The sequence below is a fragment of the Methylocystis suflitae genome, from assembly GCF_024448135.1.
Taxonomy (GTDB): domain Bacteria; phylum Pseudomonadota; class Alphaproteobacteria; order Rhizobiales; family Beijerinckiaceae; genus Methylocystis; species Methylocystis suflitae.
Window position 1 is genome coordinate 16897 of sequence record NZ_JAMRYX010000106.1, and the last position, 17316, is coordinate 34212.

Annotated in this window: 20 protein-coding genes and 3 tRNA genes; 17 read left to right on the plus strand and 6 right to left on the minus strand. The window is 63.1% G+C overall.

The genetic code is table 11. From position 1 onward, the window contains the following. The first annotated feature begins 240 nt into the window (after positions 1–240). Together NEI07_RS09230 and NEI07_RS09235 are read left to right on the plus strand one after the other, a co-directional pair. Positions 241–903 carry a methyltransferase family protein gene (locus NEI07_RS09230; protein ID WP_256034168.1) on the plus strand — a complete coding sequence of 221 codons (663 nt, stop codon included), beginning with the start codon at positions 241–243 and terminating at the stop codon, positions 901–903. A gap of 70 nt (positions 904–973) precedes the next feature. Continuing rightward, positions 974–1333 (plus strand): protease inhibitor I42 family protein, encoded by a 360-nt coding sequence (locus NEI07_RS09235; protein WP_256034169.1) that lies wholly within the window; start codon positions 974–976, stop codon positions 1331–1333. Between the two features lie 2 nt (positions 1334–1335). Here NEI07_RS09235 and NEI07_RS09240 read toward each other — a convergent pair whose 3' ends face one another. After that, entirely contained in the window at positions 1336–2205 is an 870-nt protein-coding gene (locus tag NEI07_RS09240) for a methyltransferase domain-containing protein (protein ID WP_256034170.1), read from the minus strand. Between the two features lie 248 nt (positions 2206–2453). Between NEI07_RS09240 and NEI07_RS09245 the strand changes: the two genes are divergently transcribed. The 4 genes from NEI07_RS09245 (at position 2454) to NEI07_RS09260 (ending at position 5473) form a co-directional block, all read left to right on the plus strand. Next, a complete protein-coding gene (locus NEI07_RS09245) occupies positions 2454–3020 on the plus strand; it encodes a L,D-transpeptidase (protein ID WP_256034172.1) in 567 nt (188 codons plus the stop codon). A gap of 379 nt (positions 3021–3399) precedes the next feature. Continuing rightward, a complete protein-coding gene (locus tag NEI07_RS09250; RefSeq protein ID WP_256034174.1) occupies positions 3400–3903 on the plus strand; it encodes a type III secretion system chaperone family protein in 504 nt (167 codons plus the stop codon). Then, on the plus strand, positions 3900–4718 hold the full coding sequence (proC, locus tag NEI07_RS09255; protein WP_256034176.1) for a pyrroline-5-carboxylate reductase: 819 nt from the start codon (positions 3900–3902) through the stop codon (positions 4716–4718). Before NEI07_RS09250 ends, proC begins: the two co-directional genes overlap by 4 nt. 77 nt (positions 4719–4795) lie before the next feature. Continuing rightward, complete coding sequence (locus NEI07_RS09260; RefSeq protein ID WP_123176045.1) at positions 4796–5473, plus strand: TetR family transcriptional regulator; 678 nt, start codon at positions 4796–4798, stop codon at positions 5471–5473. 12 nt (positions 5474–5485) lie between these two features. On the opposite strand, the gene NEI07_RS09265 is transcribed toward NEI07_RS09260, so the two are convergent. The 3 genes from NEI07_RS09265 to NEI07_RS09275 are packed head-to-tail and all read right to left on the minus strand — an operon-like array spanning position 5486 to position 8151. Further along, entirely contained in the window at positions 5486–6856 is a 1371-nt protein-coding gene (locus NEI07_RS09265) for an ATP-binding protein (protein WP_256034177.1), read from the minus strand. A gap of 18 nt (positions 6857–6874) precedes the next feature. Continuing rightward, on the minus strand, positions 6875–7615 hold the full coding sequence (locus tag NEI07_RS09270) for a response regulator (protein ID WP_256034178.1): 741 nt from the start codon (positions 7613–7615) through the stop codon (positions 6875–6877). Further along, a complete protein-coding gene (locus NEI07_RS09275; RefSeq protein WP_305123677.1) occupies positions 7612–8151 on the minus strand; it encodes a MarR family winged helix-turn-helix transcriptional regulator in 540 nt (179 codons plus the stop codon). The genes NEI07_RS09270 and NEI07_RS09275 overlap by 4 nt, the downstream gene beginning before the upstream one ends. Before the next feature lie 159 nt (positions 8152–8310). Here NEI07_RS09275 and NEI07_RS09280 point away from each other — a divergent pair, with 159 nt between their 5' ends. Beyond that, positions 8311–9201 (plus strand): branched-chain amino acid aminotransferase, encoded by an 891-nt coding sequence (locus NEI07_RS09280; RefSeq protein ID WP_256034180.1) that lies wholly within the window; start codon positions 8311–8313, stop codon positions 9199–9201. Positions 9202–9243: 42 nt separating this feature from the next. Here NEI07_RS09280 and NEI07_RS09285 read toward each other — a convergent pair whose 3' ends face one another. Then, positions 9244–10677: an aspartate aminotransferase family protein gene (locus NEI07_RS09285; protein ID WP_256034181.1), complete on the minus strand. Its 1434-nt coding sequence runs from the start codon at positions 10675–10677 to the stop codon at positions 9244–9246. 440 nt (positions 10678–11117) lie between these two features. Between NEI07_RS09285 and NEI07_RS09290 the strand changes: the two genes are divergently transcribed. The 10 genes from NEI07_RS09290 (at position 11118) to NEI07_RS09335 (ending at position 16005) form a co-directional block, all read left to right on the plus strand. After that, on the plus strand, positions 11118–11729 hold the full coding sequence (locus NEI07_RS09290) for a cold-shock protein (protein ID WP_256034182.1): 612 nt from the start codon (positions 11118–11120) through the stop codon (positions 11727–11729). 40 nt (positions 11730–11769) lie between these two features. Then, positions 11770–12231, plus strand: coding sequence for a DUF192 domain-containing protein (locus NEI07_RS09295; protein WP_256034183.1), 462 nt, complete (start codon positions 11770–11772; stop codon positions 12229–12231). 82 nt (positions 12232–12313) lie between these two features. Beyond that, a tRNA-Pro gene (locus NEI07_RS09300) sits at positions 12314–12390 on the plus strand. A gap of 64 nt (positions 12391–12454) precedes the next feature. After that, complete coding sequence (locus tag NEI07_RS09305) at positions 12455–12763, plus strand: ETC complex I subunit (protein WP_014889680.1); 309 nt, start codon at positions 12455–12457, stop codon at positions 12761–12763. A gap of 9 nt (positions 12764–12772) precedes the next feature. Further along, a tRNA-Arg gene (locus tag NEI07_RS09310) sits at positions 12773–12849 on the plus strand. Between the two features lie 80 nt (positions 12850–12929). Further along, a tRNA-Arg gene (locus NEI07_RS09315) sits at positions 12930–13006 on the plus strand. Positions 13007–13035: 29 nt separating this feature from the next. Next, positions 13036–13779 carry a DUF2865 domain-containing protein gene (locus NEI07_RS09320; protein WP_256034184.1) on the plus strand — a complete coding sequence of 248 codons (744 nt, stop codon included), beginning with the start codon at positions 13036–13038 and terminating at the stop codon, positions 13777–13779. A 106-nt stretch (positions 13780–13885) separates the two neighbouring features. Beyond that, positions 13886–14530 carry a DUF47 domain-containing protein gene (locus NEI07_RS09325; RefSeq protein ID WP_256034185.1) on the plus strand — a complete coding sequence of 215 codons (645 nt, stop codon included), beginning with the start codon at positions 13886–13888 and terminating at the stop codon, positions 14528–14530. Positions 14531–14539: 9 nt separating this feature from the next. Then, entirely contained in the window at positions 14540–15538 is a 999-nt protein-coding gene (locus NEI07_RS09330; RefSeq protein WP_256034186.1) for an inorganic phosphate transporter, read from the plus strand. Further along, on the plus strand, positions 15535–16005 hold the full coding sequence (locus NEI07_RS09335; RefSeq protein ID WP_256034187.1) for an NUDIX hydrolase: 471 nt from the start codon (positions 15535–15537) through the stop codon (positions 16003–16005). Before NEI07_RS09330 ends, NEI07_RS09335 begins: the two co-directional genes overlap by 4 nt. 67 nt (positions 16006–16072) lie before the next feature. On the opposite strand, the gene NEI07_RS09340 is transcribed toward NEI07_RS09335, so the two are convergent. Then, positions 16073–17182: a Mu transposase C-terminal domain-containing protein gene (locus NEI07_RS09340; RefSeq protein WP_256034189.1), complete on the minus strand. Its 1110-nt coding sequence runs from the start codon at positions 17180–17182 to the stop codon at positions 16073–16075. Positions 17183–17316: the final 134 nt, after the last annotated feature.

Genomic DNA, 17316 nt, shown 5'->3' on the forward strand with positions numbered 1-17316 from the left:
ATCACCTCCGCGGCCAGTGCGCGTCCCGTGACGACAGACGAGTGCCTCGCGCGCGGGCTTTGCGCTTACGTCAGCCCGAAAGGTCGCGTGACATGCGGAAAATGCCCTGGCCAGCTAAAGTCATCGGTCTGGTTCGCGACGCGCGCCCAGGCTACCTCGAAGCGTAGCAAATAAGTTGGTCGTCGCCGTTGGTCCTGCACGCGGGTAATTAGTGATAGACGGGGGCGGGAGCACGACTTGATGTTGCATCCGCTGCTGATCCGCGTCCTGGCCGTGGCGCTGTCCATCGGTCTTTATCTCGCGCTGGCGATCCTCGGCGCCGGCGGGGTCGACGCCTACTTCGCCAATCCGGCGCGGACGGCGCTCGTCATCGTCACAATCGCGCTTGGAGTGGCGTCGCTCTTCGTTGGCGGCAATCTCAGTTCCGGCCTGCGCGAGGACCGCGGCAATCGATGGGTCATTCCGGCTTTTTTCGCCATCGGACTTCTCGGCGCCTATCTGCCCGCCTGGGCCGATAGTCAGGGACTGTGGAGATTGGACGGCGACGCCGTGCGGTGGCTCGGCGTTGCTCTGCTCGCGGCGGGCGGCGCCTTGCGGCTGTGGCCGGTCGCCGTGCTCGGGCGCCGGTTCAGCGGCCTCGTCGCCATTCAGCCGGGACACGAACTCGTCACCACCGGACTTTACAGCCGCGTCAGGCATCCGAGCTATCTCGGCCTGTTGATCTCGGCGCTTGGCTGGGGGCTGGGCTTCAACACGGCGGTCGGCGTGTTTCTGGGCTTGGCCAATATCCCGCCGCTCATCGCCCGGATGAACGCAGAGGAACGCTTGCTGAGCTCCGAGTTCGGCGCGGCCTATGGGGCCTATCCCGCGCATACGGCGCGGCTCATTCCGGGCGTATATTAGCTTGCGAGACGTGGAAGCGGACGGTGCCCGCAAGATCACGATGGATCGCCAACGCGGCAAAGGGAAACTCATGAAGCGTCCATTGTCGCGACTGCTGCTCCTCACTCTGTTCGTCGCGCTGCCGGCGCAAGCCGGCGACGTCATAAAGCTCGCGCCGGGCGGCAGCGCGAACTTTTCGCTGCAGGAGAATGTCACGACCGGCTATTCCTGGCGCATCGATCAGGCCGCGAGCCGTGATCTCGACATCCTGGCGATATCGGACGGCGGCCGCAGCGGCGGTCGGCGGCGCATGGTCGGCAGCCCCAGCATGCGCCATTGGAAAATCCGCGCGCTCAAACCCGGACACGCCGAAATCGTTTTCGCCTATCAGCGGCCATGGGAATCCGCGCCGGTTCGAACGCGCAGCGTTGAGGTGGAGGTCGCGCGTTAGGCTCAGGCGTCGCCCTCGCGCGGGGATTTCATCGCGTCTTCGAGCCGCATCATGGCGGAGCCGGGCTTTGCCGGCTTTTGTTGACTCTCATGCGGCGCCCAGCCGGACGCCCAGACGATTTCGAATGTCGCGCGCACGCGGCCGTCCGCGTCCGAGAAGCGTTCGGCGTAGACCTGCGCCGCGCGGGCGACAATGTCGCGCCGCAATGATTTTCGCGCGCGCTTTGCTAAAGCATTGGCGGCGCCCATCGCGCGCAAATCCTGCATCAGCGCGAACATCGAATCATAGCGCAGCGTGAAACTGTCGATATCGGCGACGGGCAGGGCGAAGCCGGCGCGCTGCAGCAGACCGCCCATGTCGCGCACATCGACGAAAGGCGATACGCGCGGACTCGCGCCGCCGGTGATTTCCTCTTCGGCCTGCGCGAGCGCGGCGCGAAGCTCGACAAGACTAGCGCCGCCGGCGAGGCAGGCGAGGAAGAGTCCGTCCGGCGCAAGCATGCGTCGCGCTTGCGCCAGCGCGCCCGGCAGATCGTTGACCCACTGCAGCGACATGCCCGAGACGATCAAATCAAATGAGCCGGGCGCGAAGGGCGGGGCTTCTTCGTCAACGATGACGTCGCCGGCATAGGCGCTCGCGCGCAAGGGCGGCGGTCGGCCGCTGGCGATGACGGCTTGCGCGAAATGCCCGTTTGGCGAACCGAGATCGAGCGCGCGCGGAAATTCGCGCTTCACCGTCAGCAACCGATCGAGCAGATCGTCGGCGGCGCGCGTCATCAGGAAATCCGGCGCGCCTTTTGACATAGCGCGGCGCCAGCGCCGACGCAGCAGCGCGCGATCAAAAATCTTCGGCGGTCCGGCTGTCTCGCTCATGCCTTATTACCGCGCCCGCGCCAGTTACCCTGCAAGTGCGCAATGCGCATGAATTTCGACGAAAGGATGGCGCAATCTTGAAGCGACGATCTGAAGCGAAGCGGTCGCGACGATAGAACATCCCATATTATCTTAACGTTAAGCCATAACCTGAAGACGCGAAACGTTTCGACAAGATCGTGGCCAAAGTTAGACTGCCGCCATTCGAGAAGTCGCTGTCGAGGCTTCAACACGTAGGGTGTAGCGTCATGCGTAAACTGTTTGCTTTTTTGCGTCGATCCCGCACCGTCAAGTCAACCGGAACGCTTCAGGCAGTTTTGACGGCGATAGTCGTCGGACTTGGCGTCGCCGCGCTTCCGCAGGACGCGAACGCGCGCAACATCGTCTCTTTCTCTCCCCACGTCGCTCCCGGCACCGTCGTGATCAGCGCCAGCCAGCGGAGGCTTTTCTACGTCGTCGACACCGGAGTCGCCATCAGCTATCCCGTGGCCGTTCCCAAGCGCGGCAAGGAATGGTCGGGCGCGACATCCATCGAGGGAAAATATGTCAATCCCGACTGGGTTCCGCCAGCGGTGGTGAAGGCCGATCACCCGGAACTGCCCAATTTCATTCGTGGCGGCTCGCCGCGCAATCCGATGGGCGTGCGCGCTTTGACGCTCAGCAGTGGCGAAGTGGCGATTCACGGCACGACCCAGAAGATGCGCGCGTCAATCGGCACGGCGGCCTCCTATGGCTGCATCCGAATGTTGAATGAAGACGTTTCCGACCTCTACGATCGCGTCGACGTCGGATCGCCGGTCATGATGACGCGCTAATCCAGGCGATCCATGAAAAAACGCAAGCCTCGCCCGCGAACGTGCGGACGAGGCTTTTTTTTGCTCTCCGCAGGCGGGCGCATGTCCACCGCGCGATTGCGTCCTTTATCCAGAGCTTTTTTTGGCGCGCGTGGCTGTGGAAGAGGGCAGCTTCGCCATGGACGCAGGCGTGCGAATCCCGCAGTCTCCGCCTGCAACAGGGTCTGACCATCGCTTTTTTGGCGTCCTAGTTCTTGTGTGGAGTATAGTGATCGCAAGAGATGATTCGACTTTGAATCAATCGCTTGAAAAGGAGGCGCCCTCTCGCAAAGCTCCACGACGCATCGTCGCCTGTCTTTTAGTCGCCGCGTTATGCTGACATTGAGAAAAAGGTTGGCACATGCTGATCGCAACGGAAAAAGAAACGGAACGCGCTGAACATCCGGTGGATGTTGTGGAGCAACTGGCGTCCACCAATGATTGGTCCTTCGATCGAGACGACGAAGACGAGATTTCGATTTCCGTCGCCGGAGCTTGGACGGAATATCACGTCGCTTTTACTTGGCTTCCGCAGCTCGAAACGCTGCACGTCAGTTGCGCTTTCGATCTCAAGGCGCCCGAGCGCAGGCGCGGTGAACTGATGTCGCTCGTCAATGCGATCAACGAGCAGATGTGGATCGGGCATTTCGACTTCTGGCCGAAGGAGGGCGTGGCGATGCACCGTCATGGCCTCATCCTGACGGGAGGAGCGCAGCCCTCGGCGACGCAATGCGCGGCCTTGCTCGACAACGCGCTTCAGGCCTGTGAGCGGCATTATCAAGCCTTTCAATTTGTGCTCTGGGCCGGAAAGAGCGCCAGGGAAGCGCTCGCCACCGCCAATTTCGAGACGAAAGGCGAGGCGTGACCGACGCGGGCGGGTTGCGCGGAAAATCGGTCGCTCTGATCGGCGCCGGAAACATGGGGCTGGCGCTGCTTGAAGGCTGGGCCGCGCAGAATCTGCTGGGCGCAGTGTCAATCGTCGAGCCGCAGCCCTCCCATCGGCTCCTGGATTTGTGCGCCGCGCAGGGCTACGCGCTGAACGGCGCGGCTGCGCCATGCGACGCCGTGGTTCTCGCCGTTAAGCCGCAGGCGCTCGAGTCGGGCGCCGCAGCGGCGGCCCCTTTCGTGGCGCCCGATACCGTTGTCGTGTCGATCCTCGCCGGGAAGCGCACCGCGGACGTCGCCGCGCGCCTGCCGACGCAAGCCGTGGTGCGCGCAATGCCCAATACGCCGGCGGCGATTGGACGCGGCGTCACAGGCGCCTTCGCCAGCGCGGCGACGAGCGCTCTTCAGCGCGGGCTCTCCGACGCATTGCTTCGCGCCGTTGGCGGCGTCGAATGGGTCGATGACGAGGCGCTCATCGACGTGGTGACGGCGGTTTCCGGGTCCGGTCCCGCTTATGTCTTCTATTTCGCCGAATGCCTTGCCGCCGCCGGGGCTGAAGCCGGTCTGCCGGCCGCCCTCGCGGCGCGGCTGGCGCGCGCGACGGTCGAAGGCGCTGGCGAACTGATGCGCCGACAACCCGAGACGGGCCCTGACGAATTGCGCCGGCGCGTGACGTCGCCAAGCGGCACCACGGCGGCGGCGCTCGAGGTTCTTGAGGCGCCCGATGGCCTCGCCGCGCTGATGCGCCGCGCCGTAGCTGCGGCGAAGCGCCGGGCAGGGGAACTTTCCGGTTGAGACGGCGCGCGCCTTGTCCCGCGGCCCGGCGACAATAGAATACTGGCTAGAAAATTCCTTCGGACCTGGAGACAGACATGACTAGCGGCGGCTCCCGCGACCGAGTGATCGATGCGACGCTTCGGCTCGCCACGCGGCGAGAGTTCAGCGACGTGACGCTCACCGACATCGCCCATGAGGCTGGCATCTCGCTTGCCGATCTGCGCGAACTATTCCCATCGAAGGGCGCGATTATGGGGGCGTTCTCTCGGCGCATCGACCGGGAGGTTCTCGACGCGGCGCCCAAGGAAGCCTCGCACGAACCCGCGCGCGAGCGGCTCTACGATGTTTTGCGCCGTCGGCTCGACTCGCTCGAACCGCATCGCGAGGCGCTGGCGAGCGTCGGCCGCTGGGCGGCGCGCGATCCGCTCACCGCCGCGGCGCTCAACCGCGAAACCGTGAACTCGATGCGCTTCATGCTGGAGGCGGCGGACATCGACAGCGAGGGCCCGGTCGGCTCGCTCAAACTGCAGGGGTTGGCGTTAGCCTGGAGCCGCGTGCTCGAGGATTGGTTCGCGGGCGATATTCATGACGCCCTGTCGACGCTCGATCGCGAATTGACGCGCGGCGAGCGTTACGTCGACCGGGCGGAGGATTTCGCAAGACTGACGCGGCCCTTCTATTCCTTCGCGCAAAGCCTGTTCGGCTGGCGGACGCGACGTGGTGGGCGCGATTACCACGACGACGACAGCGGCTATCCCCACGCGCGCGCGTGATCGGGAAGCGCTTTAGAGCGGGAGACTGGCCGTCGCGCGCAAACCGCCAAGCGGGCTGCGGTCGAGCGTAATATCCCCGCCATGGCCGCGTGCGATGTCGCGCGCGATGGCGAGGCCCAGACCCGAGTTTCCGTCGTTCTGGCTGCGGGATTCGTCGAGCCGGTAGAATGGCCGGAATGCGTCCTCGCGACGCTCGACGGGGATGCCGGGCCCGTCGTCGTCGATATGCACGGTCATCGTCGCGCCGTCATTGATCACTGAGAGTTCGATCCGCTGCCCGTAGCGTTGCGCATTGCCGACGAGATTGGCGAGCAGCCGCTTGATCGCCGCCGGCCGCGCGACGATTGTCGGATCGCCCTCAATCTTCACGGCCGCCGCGAGACCGTGCTTCTCGGTGTCCGCCTTCAGTTCGTCGAGGATGGCCGCGATATCGGTGGGGGAGGACGTTTCGTCGCCGTCGCCGCGGGCGAAGGCGAGATACGCCTCGACCATGCGCTCCATCTCGTCCACATCCTTGCGCATTTCGGCGGCTTCATGCGAGTCGCGCATCAGCGCGAGCGAAAGCTTGAAACGCGTGATGATGGTTCGCAGATCGTGCGAAACGCCATTGAGCATCGTCGTGCGCTGCTCGATCGCCCGTTCGAAACGGCGTTTCATGTCGAGAAAGGCGGCTCCTGCCTGACGCACCTCGCGCGCGCCGCGCGGACTGAAAACGACATCGCGGCCTTTGCCGAACTCCTCGGCGGCGCGGGCCAGCCGCAGGATCGGCCTGATCTGGTTACGCAAAAAGGAAGTGGCGATGGCGAGGATGATGACTGAGGCGATCGCCATCCACATGAAGAAAATATAGGAGTTGGAGGCGTATGCGTGTGCGCGCGTGGCGAGCATTCTCAACGTCGCGTCATTGAGCGCGACGCGGATTTCGATCAGGCTGCCGGGCAGCGCGGCGTTGATCCAGAAGGGCTCCTTAAGTCTGCGCGAGAGTTCTTTCGTGAGCGCCTTGTCGAGCAGCGAGAACAAGGACGATTTTGGCGCCGGCGCGGGCAGAGCCTGCTTGGGGAGAACCGCAATCTCCATGTTGAGGTCGAAGGCGGCGATGCGGCGCAGTTGGGCGTGATCCGGGTCGTCAGGGAACGTCTGGTAAATATCGACGAGCGCCGCCACTTGCCGGGCCATCCCCGCGGAAAGACGGTAGGTCACGACCTCCCAATGCCGCTCCATGAAGACATAGGCCACAGCGGACTGGAGGAGCACGACCGGCAGGATCACGATCAGCAGCGCGCGGGCGTAAAGCCCTTTCGGCATGCGGTCATGCAGCCAGTTGGCGAAGCGCCGCCACAGATTGCGGGGCGCGGCGAGAACTTCCGGTAAGACGGCGGTCATCGTGACGACTCTATCATTTCAGCGGTTGGCGCACAGCGGGTCGACGAGCAGACGGTAACCGTGGCCGCGCACCGTCTGAAGATAGCGCGGCGCATTCGGCTCGGTCTCGATCTTGCGCCTCAATCGGGCGATCTCGACATCGACGCTGCGCTCGCTTGCGCTTCGTGCGGGATCACGGTGCGCCAAAGTTTGCCGCGAGACAATGGCGCCGCCGCTTTCGGCCAGCGCCCGCAGCAGATCGCGCTCGCGCGTCGTAAGTCGGACCGGCGCGCCGTCGTGCAGCAATTCGCCGCGCGACGGATCGAAGACAAAATCGCCAAAGCGCTTTGGTCCTGCGGGTTCTGCGGGACGCGCGCGGCGCAATATGCTCGCGATGCGCAGCGACAATTCCCGCGGATCGAAAGGCTTGGCGAGATAGTCGTCCACCCCGGCTTCAAGCCCTTCGACGCGGTCCGCCGTCTCGGTAAGCGCCGTCAGCATCAGAATGGGCGCGGAGCGCAGCGGTTCAGCGCTCTTGCGCAGCCGCGTCGCGAAGGCCGTGCCGCTTTCGCCAGGCATCATGACATCTAGAACGATGAGATCGAAGGCGATGTCGCGCATTCTTTCGCTCGCCTCCCTCGTGTCGGCTGCAGCGCTGACGAAATAGCCTTCGTTCATCAGATAGCGCGACAGCAGGGTGCGAATGCGCTGATCGTCGTCAACGACGAGGATATGCGCCGCTTTCGCGTTTGGCCCGGCGCGTTGCGGAAAAGCCGTCATGTCGCGCCGCCAGCTGCCTTGGCGCAGGCAAGATGCGCTCGAACGCGCTCCCGCTCGCCGGAGTCGATCATCGCGAACAGGAATTTTGAGGCGGCGCCGCGCGCCGCAGGCGGGAGCTCGTCCATGACTTTCCGAAACCGCGCTGATTGCAGCGCCGCCAGATCGCGCGCGAGCGTCGCGCCCTTTGGGGTCGGATAGAGAAGACGTTGGCGGCGGTCGACGACGCCGGCGCGCGCCTCGACGAAGCCCGCCTCAAGAAGTTGTTTTAGCACGCGGTTCAGGCTCTGCTTGGTGATTCTCAATATATCCAGCAGCGCGGCGATGGTGAGGCCGGGGCGACGGTTGACGAAATGGAGCACGCGGTGATGCGCCCGTCCGAATCCATAATTCTCGAGCAGCCGGTCGGCGTCGCCCACAAAATCACGGTAGGCGAAAAAAAATAATTCCACGAGTTCGAGAGCGTCGCCGTCGCCCGTGGCGACGGCCGCTTCTGCGGCCGTATTCCGCCAAGCGGCGACGCCGGGCGGCTCGGACATTTTTCTCGCTACGAGTTCATCCACGCTATTTATTGCCTGACGTTTTGGCGCGCGCTATTTACGTCAACTATATTGACATAAATCTGACCGATAGCTAGTGCTGACCAAGCGTCGCAGCGCCTTGTTTGGCCTCTCGATCGCGTCTTCCCGGAGTTCGCCATGTCGCTTCCGCCCTTCGATCAGCGCGACGGATTCATTTGGTACAATGGTGCGCTCGTTCCGTGGCGCGAAGCGAAGCTTCACGTTCTCTCGCACGGGCTGCATTACGCGTCCTGCGTCTTCGAAGGCGAGCGCGCCTACGGCGGGTCGATCTTCAAATCGCGCGAACATTCCGAGAGGTTCCAGGCGTCCGCTCGGATCCTCGATTTCGAGATTCCCTATAGCGTCGAAGAGATCGACGCCGCAAAGCATGAGACCGTAAAGGCCAACGGCCTGTCGAACTGCTATGTGCGTCCGGTTGCTTGGCGCGGCAGCGAAATGATGGCCGTCGCGGCGCAGAATTCGACGATCAACGTCGCAATCGCCGTTTGGGATTGGCCGAGCATGTTTGATGTCGAGACCAAGATGAAAGGCATCAAGCTCGACATCGCCGAATATCGGCGGCCCGATCCGCTGACGGCGCCCTCGATGGCGAAGGCCGCAGGTCTTTATATGATTTGCACCATTTCGAAGCACCGCGCGGAACGGCGCGGGTTCGCCGACGCGCTGATGTACGATTGGCTCGGCCGAGTCGCCGAATGCACTGGCGCAAACATCTTTTTTGTTCAGGACGGCGCGCTGCATACGCCGATCGCCGATTGTTTCCTTGACGGCATCACCCGGCGTACGGTGATTGACCTCGCGAAAAGACGCGGCGTTGACGTCATTGAGCGCCGGATCATGCCTGAGGAACTGGCGTCATTTTCGGAGTGCCTCATCTGCGGCACCGGCGCAGAAGTGACGCCCGTTTCGGAAATCGGCGTCTATCGCTTCACGCCTGGCGAGCTTTCGCGCGCGTTGATCGGAGACTATTCGCGCGAAGTGGAAAAGCAGCCTTCGCCGGCGGCTTGAGCGCGACTCTCGCGTCCTCGCTGGAGCGTCGAGGCAAAGCGCTCAGCCGCTCATTCGCGCCTTGATCGCGTGTTCCGCCAGAGTCTTGCCGAGCGACCAGACGGCGGATGGCGCCTTGTGCGCGTCGGCGATGACGGCGTCGAAGGATTGCTCGATCCAATCGCAATCTTCATCGGAAATCATGAGCGGCGGCAGCAGCTTGATCGTGTGATTGCCGTGTCCGGCCACTTGCGTCAGCACTTTATGATCGCGAAACAGCGGGATGGAGATGAGTTGGCAGAACAGGCCTGAATTCACCGTCTCCAGCAGATTCCAAGCGGCCTTCAGTTTGAACGACTTCGGCGGCCCGAATTCGATTCCGATCATGAGGCCCTTGCCGCGCACGTCGGCGACGAGTTCGTAGCCGCTGGCCATTCGTTGGAACGATGCGAGCAGACGGTCGCCCGTCTTGGCCGCATTCTCGATCACCCGTTCGTTCTTCAACACGTCCAGCGTCGCGACGCCGGCCGCCATGGCGAGATCGTTCTTGCTGAAGGTCGAGCCGTGCACCACGGCGCGATCCATGCGGTCGAAGACCTTGTCGAAGATCCATTTGCGCGTGAGCACCGCTCCGACCGGCACATGACCGCCGGAAAGCGCTTTTGCGACAACGATCATATCGGGTTCGACGCCGGGGTAGTGATCGATGGCGAAGAACCGGCCCGTCCGGCCTACTCCCGTTTGAATTTCGTCGGCGACGAACAGCGTTCCGTATTTGCGGCAGAGCGCCTGCGCGCCGAGAAGATAGCCCTCTTGCGGAATGTTGACGCCCTTGCCCTGGATCGGCTCGACGAAGAAAGCGGCGACGTCGCGCCCGGCCAAAGCGCGTTCGAGCGCGTCGAGATCATCGAACGGGACCTCGCGCGCGTTGGGCAGCAGCGGTCCGAAACCCTTCTTGAAAATTTCGTCGCCGTTCATCGACAGCGAACCATAGGTCAGACCGTGAAAGGAATGCGCGCAATGCAAGATCCCGGGACGACCCGTCGCCGCGCGCGCGAACTTGATCGCCGCTTCGACCGCCTCGGCGCCCGAATTGGCGAAAAACACCTTTTCCAGCCAAGGCGCGTAGTCGAGCAACTTTTCCGCGAGAACGCCGGCCAGAACTGAAACGTCGAGTTGCACGAGATTGGCGAGTTCGCCGTCGAGCACGCTCACGAGCGCGTCGCGCACCGCCGGATGGTTGCGTCCGAGCGCGAAGACTCCCCAGCCGCTGAGGAGATCGAGATAGCGGTCGCCCTTGCGGTCCCACAAATACGGCCCAAGACCCCGGGTGAAGCCAACGTCATAGCCGATCGTCTTGAGAACGCGCACCCACATTTCATTGAGGTGTTTTGTATGCAGCGCAAAGCGATCGCTCTCGCGGGACGCCACAAGCGCGGCGAGGTCATAGCGAGGATCAATTCGCGCAGAACCGCTGTGAGTAGCGTGAACGCTCATGGGCGCGCTCGCTGGCGCGGTCGACGAATGGGTCATTGCGGCGCTCCAACCGAGGAAAAGGCGGGCGGGCGACAGGGCGCGCGACGCTCGCCGGCTTCCGATTGCGCGCCCGGGGCGCGTTTGTCAAATCCCGGTCGATGTGGCGCAGGGGCCACAGGGTCAAAGATTTTGGGCGTCTCCGCCAATTTTGTCCGCGACAGAATCCGCGTTTATTGCGCAATATCGCTGCGCGCGTCGTCGCGCACGCACGCATGTTTCAGTTTCAGCGACAATGGCTTCGCCAATTCGCGCGGCGACGGAGCGCGTATCCACAGACATTCGCCAGTGTACAAAAATTGACGGTTGGATGGCGCGCCGCGGGTGTTATCTTGTTAGAAGTGATTCATGAGCGACGCGGGGTGATTCGCGCTTCAGGATTATCGCCAGCGCGCGCCAGTCGAATGCTCTGGATCAGCACGGGGAGTTGGTCGGTGAGCGCTAAAGTGACTTTTCAGGATGATTTGACGACGAGCGCGACAGAATCCGATGAGACCGGTCTCGAATTGGTCGAAGTCGCAGGACGGATTAAATGGTTCGATGTCGCCAAGGGCTACGGTTTCGTTGTGCCCGACGACGGCTCCGACGATATTCTCCTTCATGTCACCATTCTCCGCCGCAGCGGTATGCAAACGGCCTTTGAAGGCGCGCGCGTCGTCTGCGAGGCGCAGAAGCGCGTCAAGGGCATGCAGGTCTTTCGCGTCATCGCGATGGACGAAACCACCGCGGTGCATCCGTCGCAATCATGCGCCGGGCGCACCCACGTCCAAATTGTCCCGACAAGCGGCTATGAGATCGCCATCGTCAAATGGTTCAACCGCATGAAGGGATTCGGCTTCCTGACGCGCGGCGAAGGCACCGAAGACATTTTTCTGCACATGGAGACGGTGCGTCGCTACGGCATGACCGAGCTTAAGCCAGGCGATAGCGTCCTTGTGCGTTACGGCGGCGGTCCAAAGGGTCTGATGGCGGCTGAAGTGCGGCCGCTCGACGCCAAAAGCGTTCCGTCGCACTGAAGACATCGATGGTGCGCAAGGCTCTTTGGAGCCCACCCGAATGAGAGCGGCGCAACTCCTCCGCACACTGATCATGTCGCTCTTGCTGGCGCTGGTCGCGTCGACAGTCGCGCGGGCCGGGCCCGCGGTTGAAGCCATGCGCATCGTGACGGCGACGGGGGAGCATGACTTCAAGGTCGAAGTTGCGGACACGCCCAAGGCGCGCGCCCGCGGCCTCATGTTCCGCAAGTCAATGCCCGCCGATCACGGCATGCTGTTCGAATTCAAGGCCGAGGGGCCTGTTTCGATGTGGATGAAAAATACTTACATTCCGCTCGACATGGTTTTCATCGGACGTGACGGTCGGGTGGTGGGCGTGGCCGCCGACACCGAGCCGATGTCGGAACGAATTATAGCTTCGCCTCAGCCAGCCTATGCGGTGCTGGAGCTGAACGCCGGCGCCGCCCGGAAAATGTCGCTCGCCCCCGGGGACCAGGTGCAGCATCGCATGTTCAAGCGCTAGTCGATTCCCTTGTGAGGGGCGGCCGTGCGTGGTAGCGAATTTCGAGCGAGGGCAGGGCCGCCATAGGCGCGGCTTGGTCCGGCGGGGTATAGCGCAGCCTGGTAGCGCGGAAGTTTTGGGTACTTCAGGTCGCAGGTTCGAATCCTGCTGCCCCGACCAGCGCGAACGCCGCCGCGCGCCGCTCTCATGACGCGTCTACGAGCACAGCCAACGACGAGGCCATATGACCGCACGCATCTATCTTCCGGCGCCGAGCGCCACGCAATCCGGTCCGGGGTCGGACATGTGGCGGCTTGACTTCGAGCCCGAGCTTCCGCGCAGCATCGAGCCGCTCATGGGCTGGACGAGCTCCGCTGACATGCGCCAGCAGGTCAGGCTCAATTTTTCCACCAAGGAGGAGGCGATCGCCTACGCCGAACGCAACGGGCTCCCCTATCGCCTCGAGGAGCCCAAGCCTAATCTGGCGGCGCGGCGCGGCGCATCCTATTCAGATAATTTCAAGACCAGCCGCATCGGTCTCTGGACGCATTGAGGCTGTTTCGGCCCCGTAGCTCAGCCGGATAGAGCAACTGCCTTCTAAGCAGTAGGTCGCAGGTTCGAATCCTGCCGGGGTCGCCATATATGACTACCCTGTCGGGCGTTGCTGGCGCCGCGTTGGCCGAACTGATACGGTCCGCGGCGAAAGCTGCGCCGTCGACGGCTCCGTAGCTCAGCCGGATAGAGCAACTGCCTTCGAAGCAGTAGGTCGCAGGTTCGAATCCTGCCGGGGTCGCCAGTCGAAGTTTAGTCGACGGGGACGGGCGAATGCGGCTCAACCGCCAGGGTGCGATAGGGATCGCCGGCGCTCTCGCTTTCGCCTTGGCGCTCGTCTCGCCCCACGACACTTTAGCTCAAGGCGAGCTTTTCGATTTCCTCTTCGGGCCAAGTCAACCTCCGGCGTTCTCGTTCCACCGCTCCTGGCGGGCGATGCGTGCGCACCCGCGGCAGCCGAGGCGCGCGCCGAAGACGTCAATTCATTACGCCAAACCCGAACCGGCAAACACCACCGAGACGGACTCGATGTCCGGCGGCGGCTACTGCGTGCGCGCTTGCGACGGCTATTATTTTCCTTTGATCAAACTGCCGCGAATTTCCGGCCAGCAATCCTGCGAATTCGCCTGTCCGTCAGCGCGCGTGCAGCTCTATGAGGGCGCAAGCATCGAGCAGGCGCGCAACGCCAAAGGGCAGCTCTATTCAGCGCTTCCGGCGGCGTTCAGCTTTCGCGACAAGCTGACGGAAAGATGCGCCTGCAACGATCCGGCCGCATCTCGCGACTATTACCTCGCGCTGTCCCGCCGGGATCCGACATTGCAAACTGGCGATTTCGTCGTCGGCGAGAAGGGCGCATTTATTTACAGCCGCACAGGCCTTGTGAGCGTCAGTCATGCCTCGCGCCAGATCAGGGCGCGGCTAAGAGGTGTGCTGTCGCGCAACATCGCGCCGGACGAGGCGCGCGCCTCCCATGACGGCGCCGTGGCGTTGAACAAAACGCAGCGTCCGGAAAAATAGTCGCAGCCGCAGCGTCTGCGGCGCTTTACACTCTCAGCCGCGCCGGCTATGTGCCGCGAGCTCGTTTATGACGGTTTTGTGACGATTCCCGGGAGGCGAGAGCGCCATGCTGTCTTGGTTTCAGGCGCTCATGCCGAGAGAAGAGCGCTTCTTCGATCTTTTCGAGCGGCATGCGGAGACGCTCGTCGCCGGATCTCACGCCTTGCGCGAGTTGCTGAACGGGGGCGACCGCGTGCTCGTCTGCAGCCAAGAAATCCGTCGCCAGGAGCATGAGGCCGACGCCATCGTCCGCGAGGTCCATCTGGCGGTTCGCCGCACATTCATCACGCCGTTCGATCGCAGCGACATCCGCGACCTGGTCACCGCGATGGACGACGCTATCGACCAGATGCATCAAACGGCGAAGGCGACGCTGCTCTACGAGACGCGCGATTTCCAGCCCGCCATGCGGCGGATGGGCGATATTATCGTCCAGTCGGCGGAACTCACGCGCAGCGCCATACCCTTGTTGCGCTTGATGCGCCAGAATGCCGGCAGGCTCAACGCTTTCAGCGAGGAGATCACCCGCATTGAGGACGAGGCCGACGCCATTCATGATCAGGGCTTGAAGGAGCTGTTTCTCGCGCACCGCCACAAAGACCCGATGGCGTTCGTCGTCGGCGCGGAAATCTACGGCCATCTCGAAAGAGTCGTTGACGGCTTTGAGGACGTCGCCGACCGTGTCGCCGGCATCGTCATCGAGCATACTTAGGGACGACGCTTGCAGAACTTTTCATCGTATCTCATTGGGCTTATCGCGGTCGCTTTGATCTTCGATTTCCTGAACGGTCTGCACGACGCCGCCAACTCCATCGCGACGATCGTCTCGACCCGCGTTCTACGTCCGCAATTCGCAGTGGCCTGGGCCGCCTTCTTCAACTTCATCGCCTTCCTGTTTTTTGGGCTTCATGTGGCGCAAACTGTGGGCGCTGGCATCGTATCGCCCGATATTGTGGATGATTTCGTGGTGTTCGGCGCGCTGATGGGGGCGATCGTCTGGAATCTGATCACATGGGGATTGGGCATTCCGTCATCGAGTTCGCACGCCCTCGTCGGCGGCCTTGTGGGCGCCGGCGTGGCCAAGGTCGGCGCTTCCGCGATCGTTTGGAACGGGCTGCTCAAGACCAGCGTAGCGATCGTATTGTCGCCTGCGCTCGGATTCGTCCTGGCGCTCGCGTTGATCCTGCTCGTGTCCTGGATCTTCGTGCGGCGGACGCCGGGCGGAGTCGATGCGATGTTTCGCATCCTGCAATTCGCCTCAGCTTCCCTTTATTCGCTGGGCCATGGCGGCAATGACGCGCAGAAAACCATGGGGGTGATCGCGGTGCTCCTCTATTCGCACGGGGCGCTCGGCGGCGAGTTCCACGTGCCCTTTTGGGTTGTCATCGCCTGTCAGGCGGCCATGGGCCTTGGAACCTTGTTTGGCGGATGGCGGATCGTGCGCACGATGGGATCCAGGATCACCCGCTTGACGCCCATGCAAGGGTTCTGCGCCGAGACGGGGGGCGCGATCACCCTGTTTCTCGCGACGGCGCTGGGCGTGCCAGTGTCGACGACGCATACGATCACCGGGGCGATCATTGGCGTGGGCGCGTCGAGGCGCGTGGCGGCGGTCCGCTGGAATGTCGCGAAGGACATCGTTGTCGCCTGGGTCATCACCATGCCGATGGCCGCCTTTTTCGCCGCGACCTTCTACGCGCTTGCGAGGTTCGCGGCATGAAGACGCCCAAAGCGAAGAAGAAGCGCGTCGGCGCGGCTTCTGTCCTTCGCACGCAATACGCGGCTTTGCCTTGGCGCATGAATAGCGGGCGCCTGGAGATCATGCTGGTCACCTCCCGCGACACAAAGCGCTGGGTGATACCGAAGGGCTGGCCGATGAAAGGCCGCAAACCACATATCGTCGCGGCGATCGAAGCGGTGCAGGAGGCCGGGCTCATCGGCAAGATGGACAAAGCGAAGCTCGGCGATTTCCGCTATGAAAAACGCCTCGACAGCGGCGCGAGCGTCGACTGCCGCGTCGAAGTGTTTTCTCTGCGCGTACAAAAGCAACGCAAGAAATGGCGCGAGAAGAAGCAGCGCGCCACCCGATGGTTCGAGTGCGTCGTCGCCGCCGGACTCGTCGAGGAGCCTGAATTGCGCGACCTGATGCTGAACTTTTGCAGAGAGCTGTCGCAACAAAAATCATAGAGCGAAGGTCCGAGTCGTTCGAGGGAGGTCACGAATCGGCGCCGCCAGTCTGATGTAACGCTCCGGCCTATGACAGAGGCATGCAGGCGTGGTGACGACGTTTCGCCCGATCGATCTCCGGAAATCCCTCGTCGTCGCCGATCCGGGCGGCGCATCTCGCCACTTGGCGGCCGAATCGCTCTGGGCAGGCGCAGCCGCATCCGGCTTCGGCAGCGCTTTCGGCGGCTCTGCAATCGGCGTCACGAATCCTGAGCGAAGCGACGAGCAGTTTGCAATTCCGACGGCAGGCTTCGTCCGAGTCGCCGCCGTCCGTCGCCGCGACATTCGTCGCTTCCATGGACCCCGCGCCGGTCTCCTGAACGAAAATCCGCGAAAGATCCCGCGGATCGAATTTGACCGCCACGAGTTCGCGCCCTTCTCGATGCAGCCGAGCGAGCCCTGGCGACCAGAATGTTTCTCCAAGCACGCTGACGCCGCTTGAACTGAGGGCGCAGAGGGCGTCAGGCAGAAGGGACAGTCGAAAGCGCATGCAATCTTGCGGCGCGCGCAGCGGCGCCGCCGCTTCGGCCTCCCGCCAGCCGTCGAGCGGCGTGCGTCCCGTGTCCTTGTGCGCGCGATGATGATAATCATTGACGAGGCCGTCGCCGACGGCGAATTCCACCTCGCGTATGTCGCGCGCCAGCGCGCGTCGCAGATGACGCGGCGCTCTCGGCGTCCAGCTCACGCCATTGGCCTTGGCGACGGCGACTTTGCCGAACCGGCCACCGAACATATGCGTGGCGCGCACGCCAAAAACGCTTGAACTGATCGATTCGGACGCCGTCGCGATTCCCTGATCGCGCCACGCGCGCGCCAATTGGCGAAAACCGAAAATGCTCTGCGGGTCGATCGCGATGGTTTCGGGGAGCCCGGCGGCGGGCCAATCGCCAGTGAGCCCGTGCTCGTTCATCCAGCGCGCCTTGTCGCAAACGGCGTGCAGCAGACACAGGCTGAGCGAGACGCGCGACGGCGGCGCCAGCGAAAGGTGAAAGCCGGCAATCATGCGCGTATTGGCGTCGATCGCCAAAGTCAGCCACGGATAGCCTGTTTCGCCCGTCCGCTCGTCGACGACATAGTCTTCGATCTTCACGTGATCGAAGTAAACGATCTGCAGGGGCCGTTCCGGAATGTCGCTCAACCGCATTTGAGCCAAGTCCCGTGAGCCATGTTCCAATCAGTTCCCGACGCTGGACGCGCCGCGACCGCGACCTTCGAAGTCGCGCAGACGCTTACGAATGGTGCGCCAATTCGGCTGCGCCAGCAGCTCTTCGC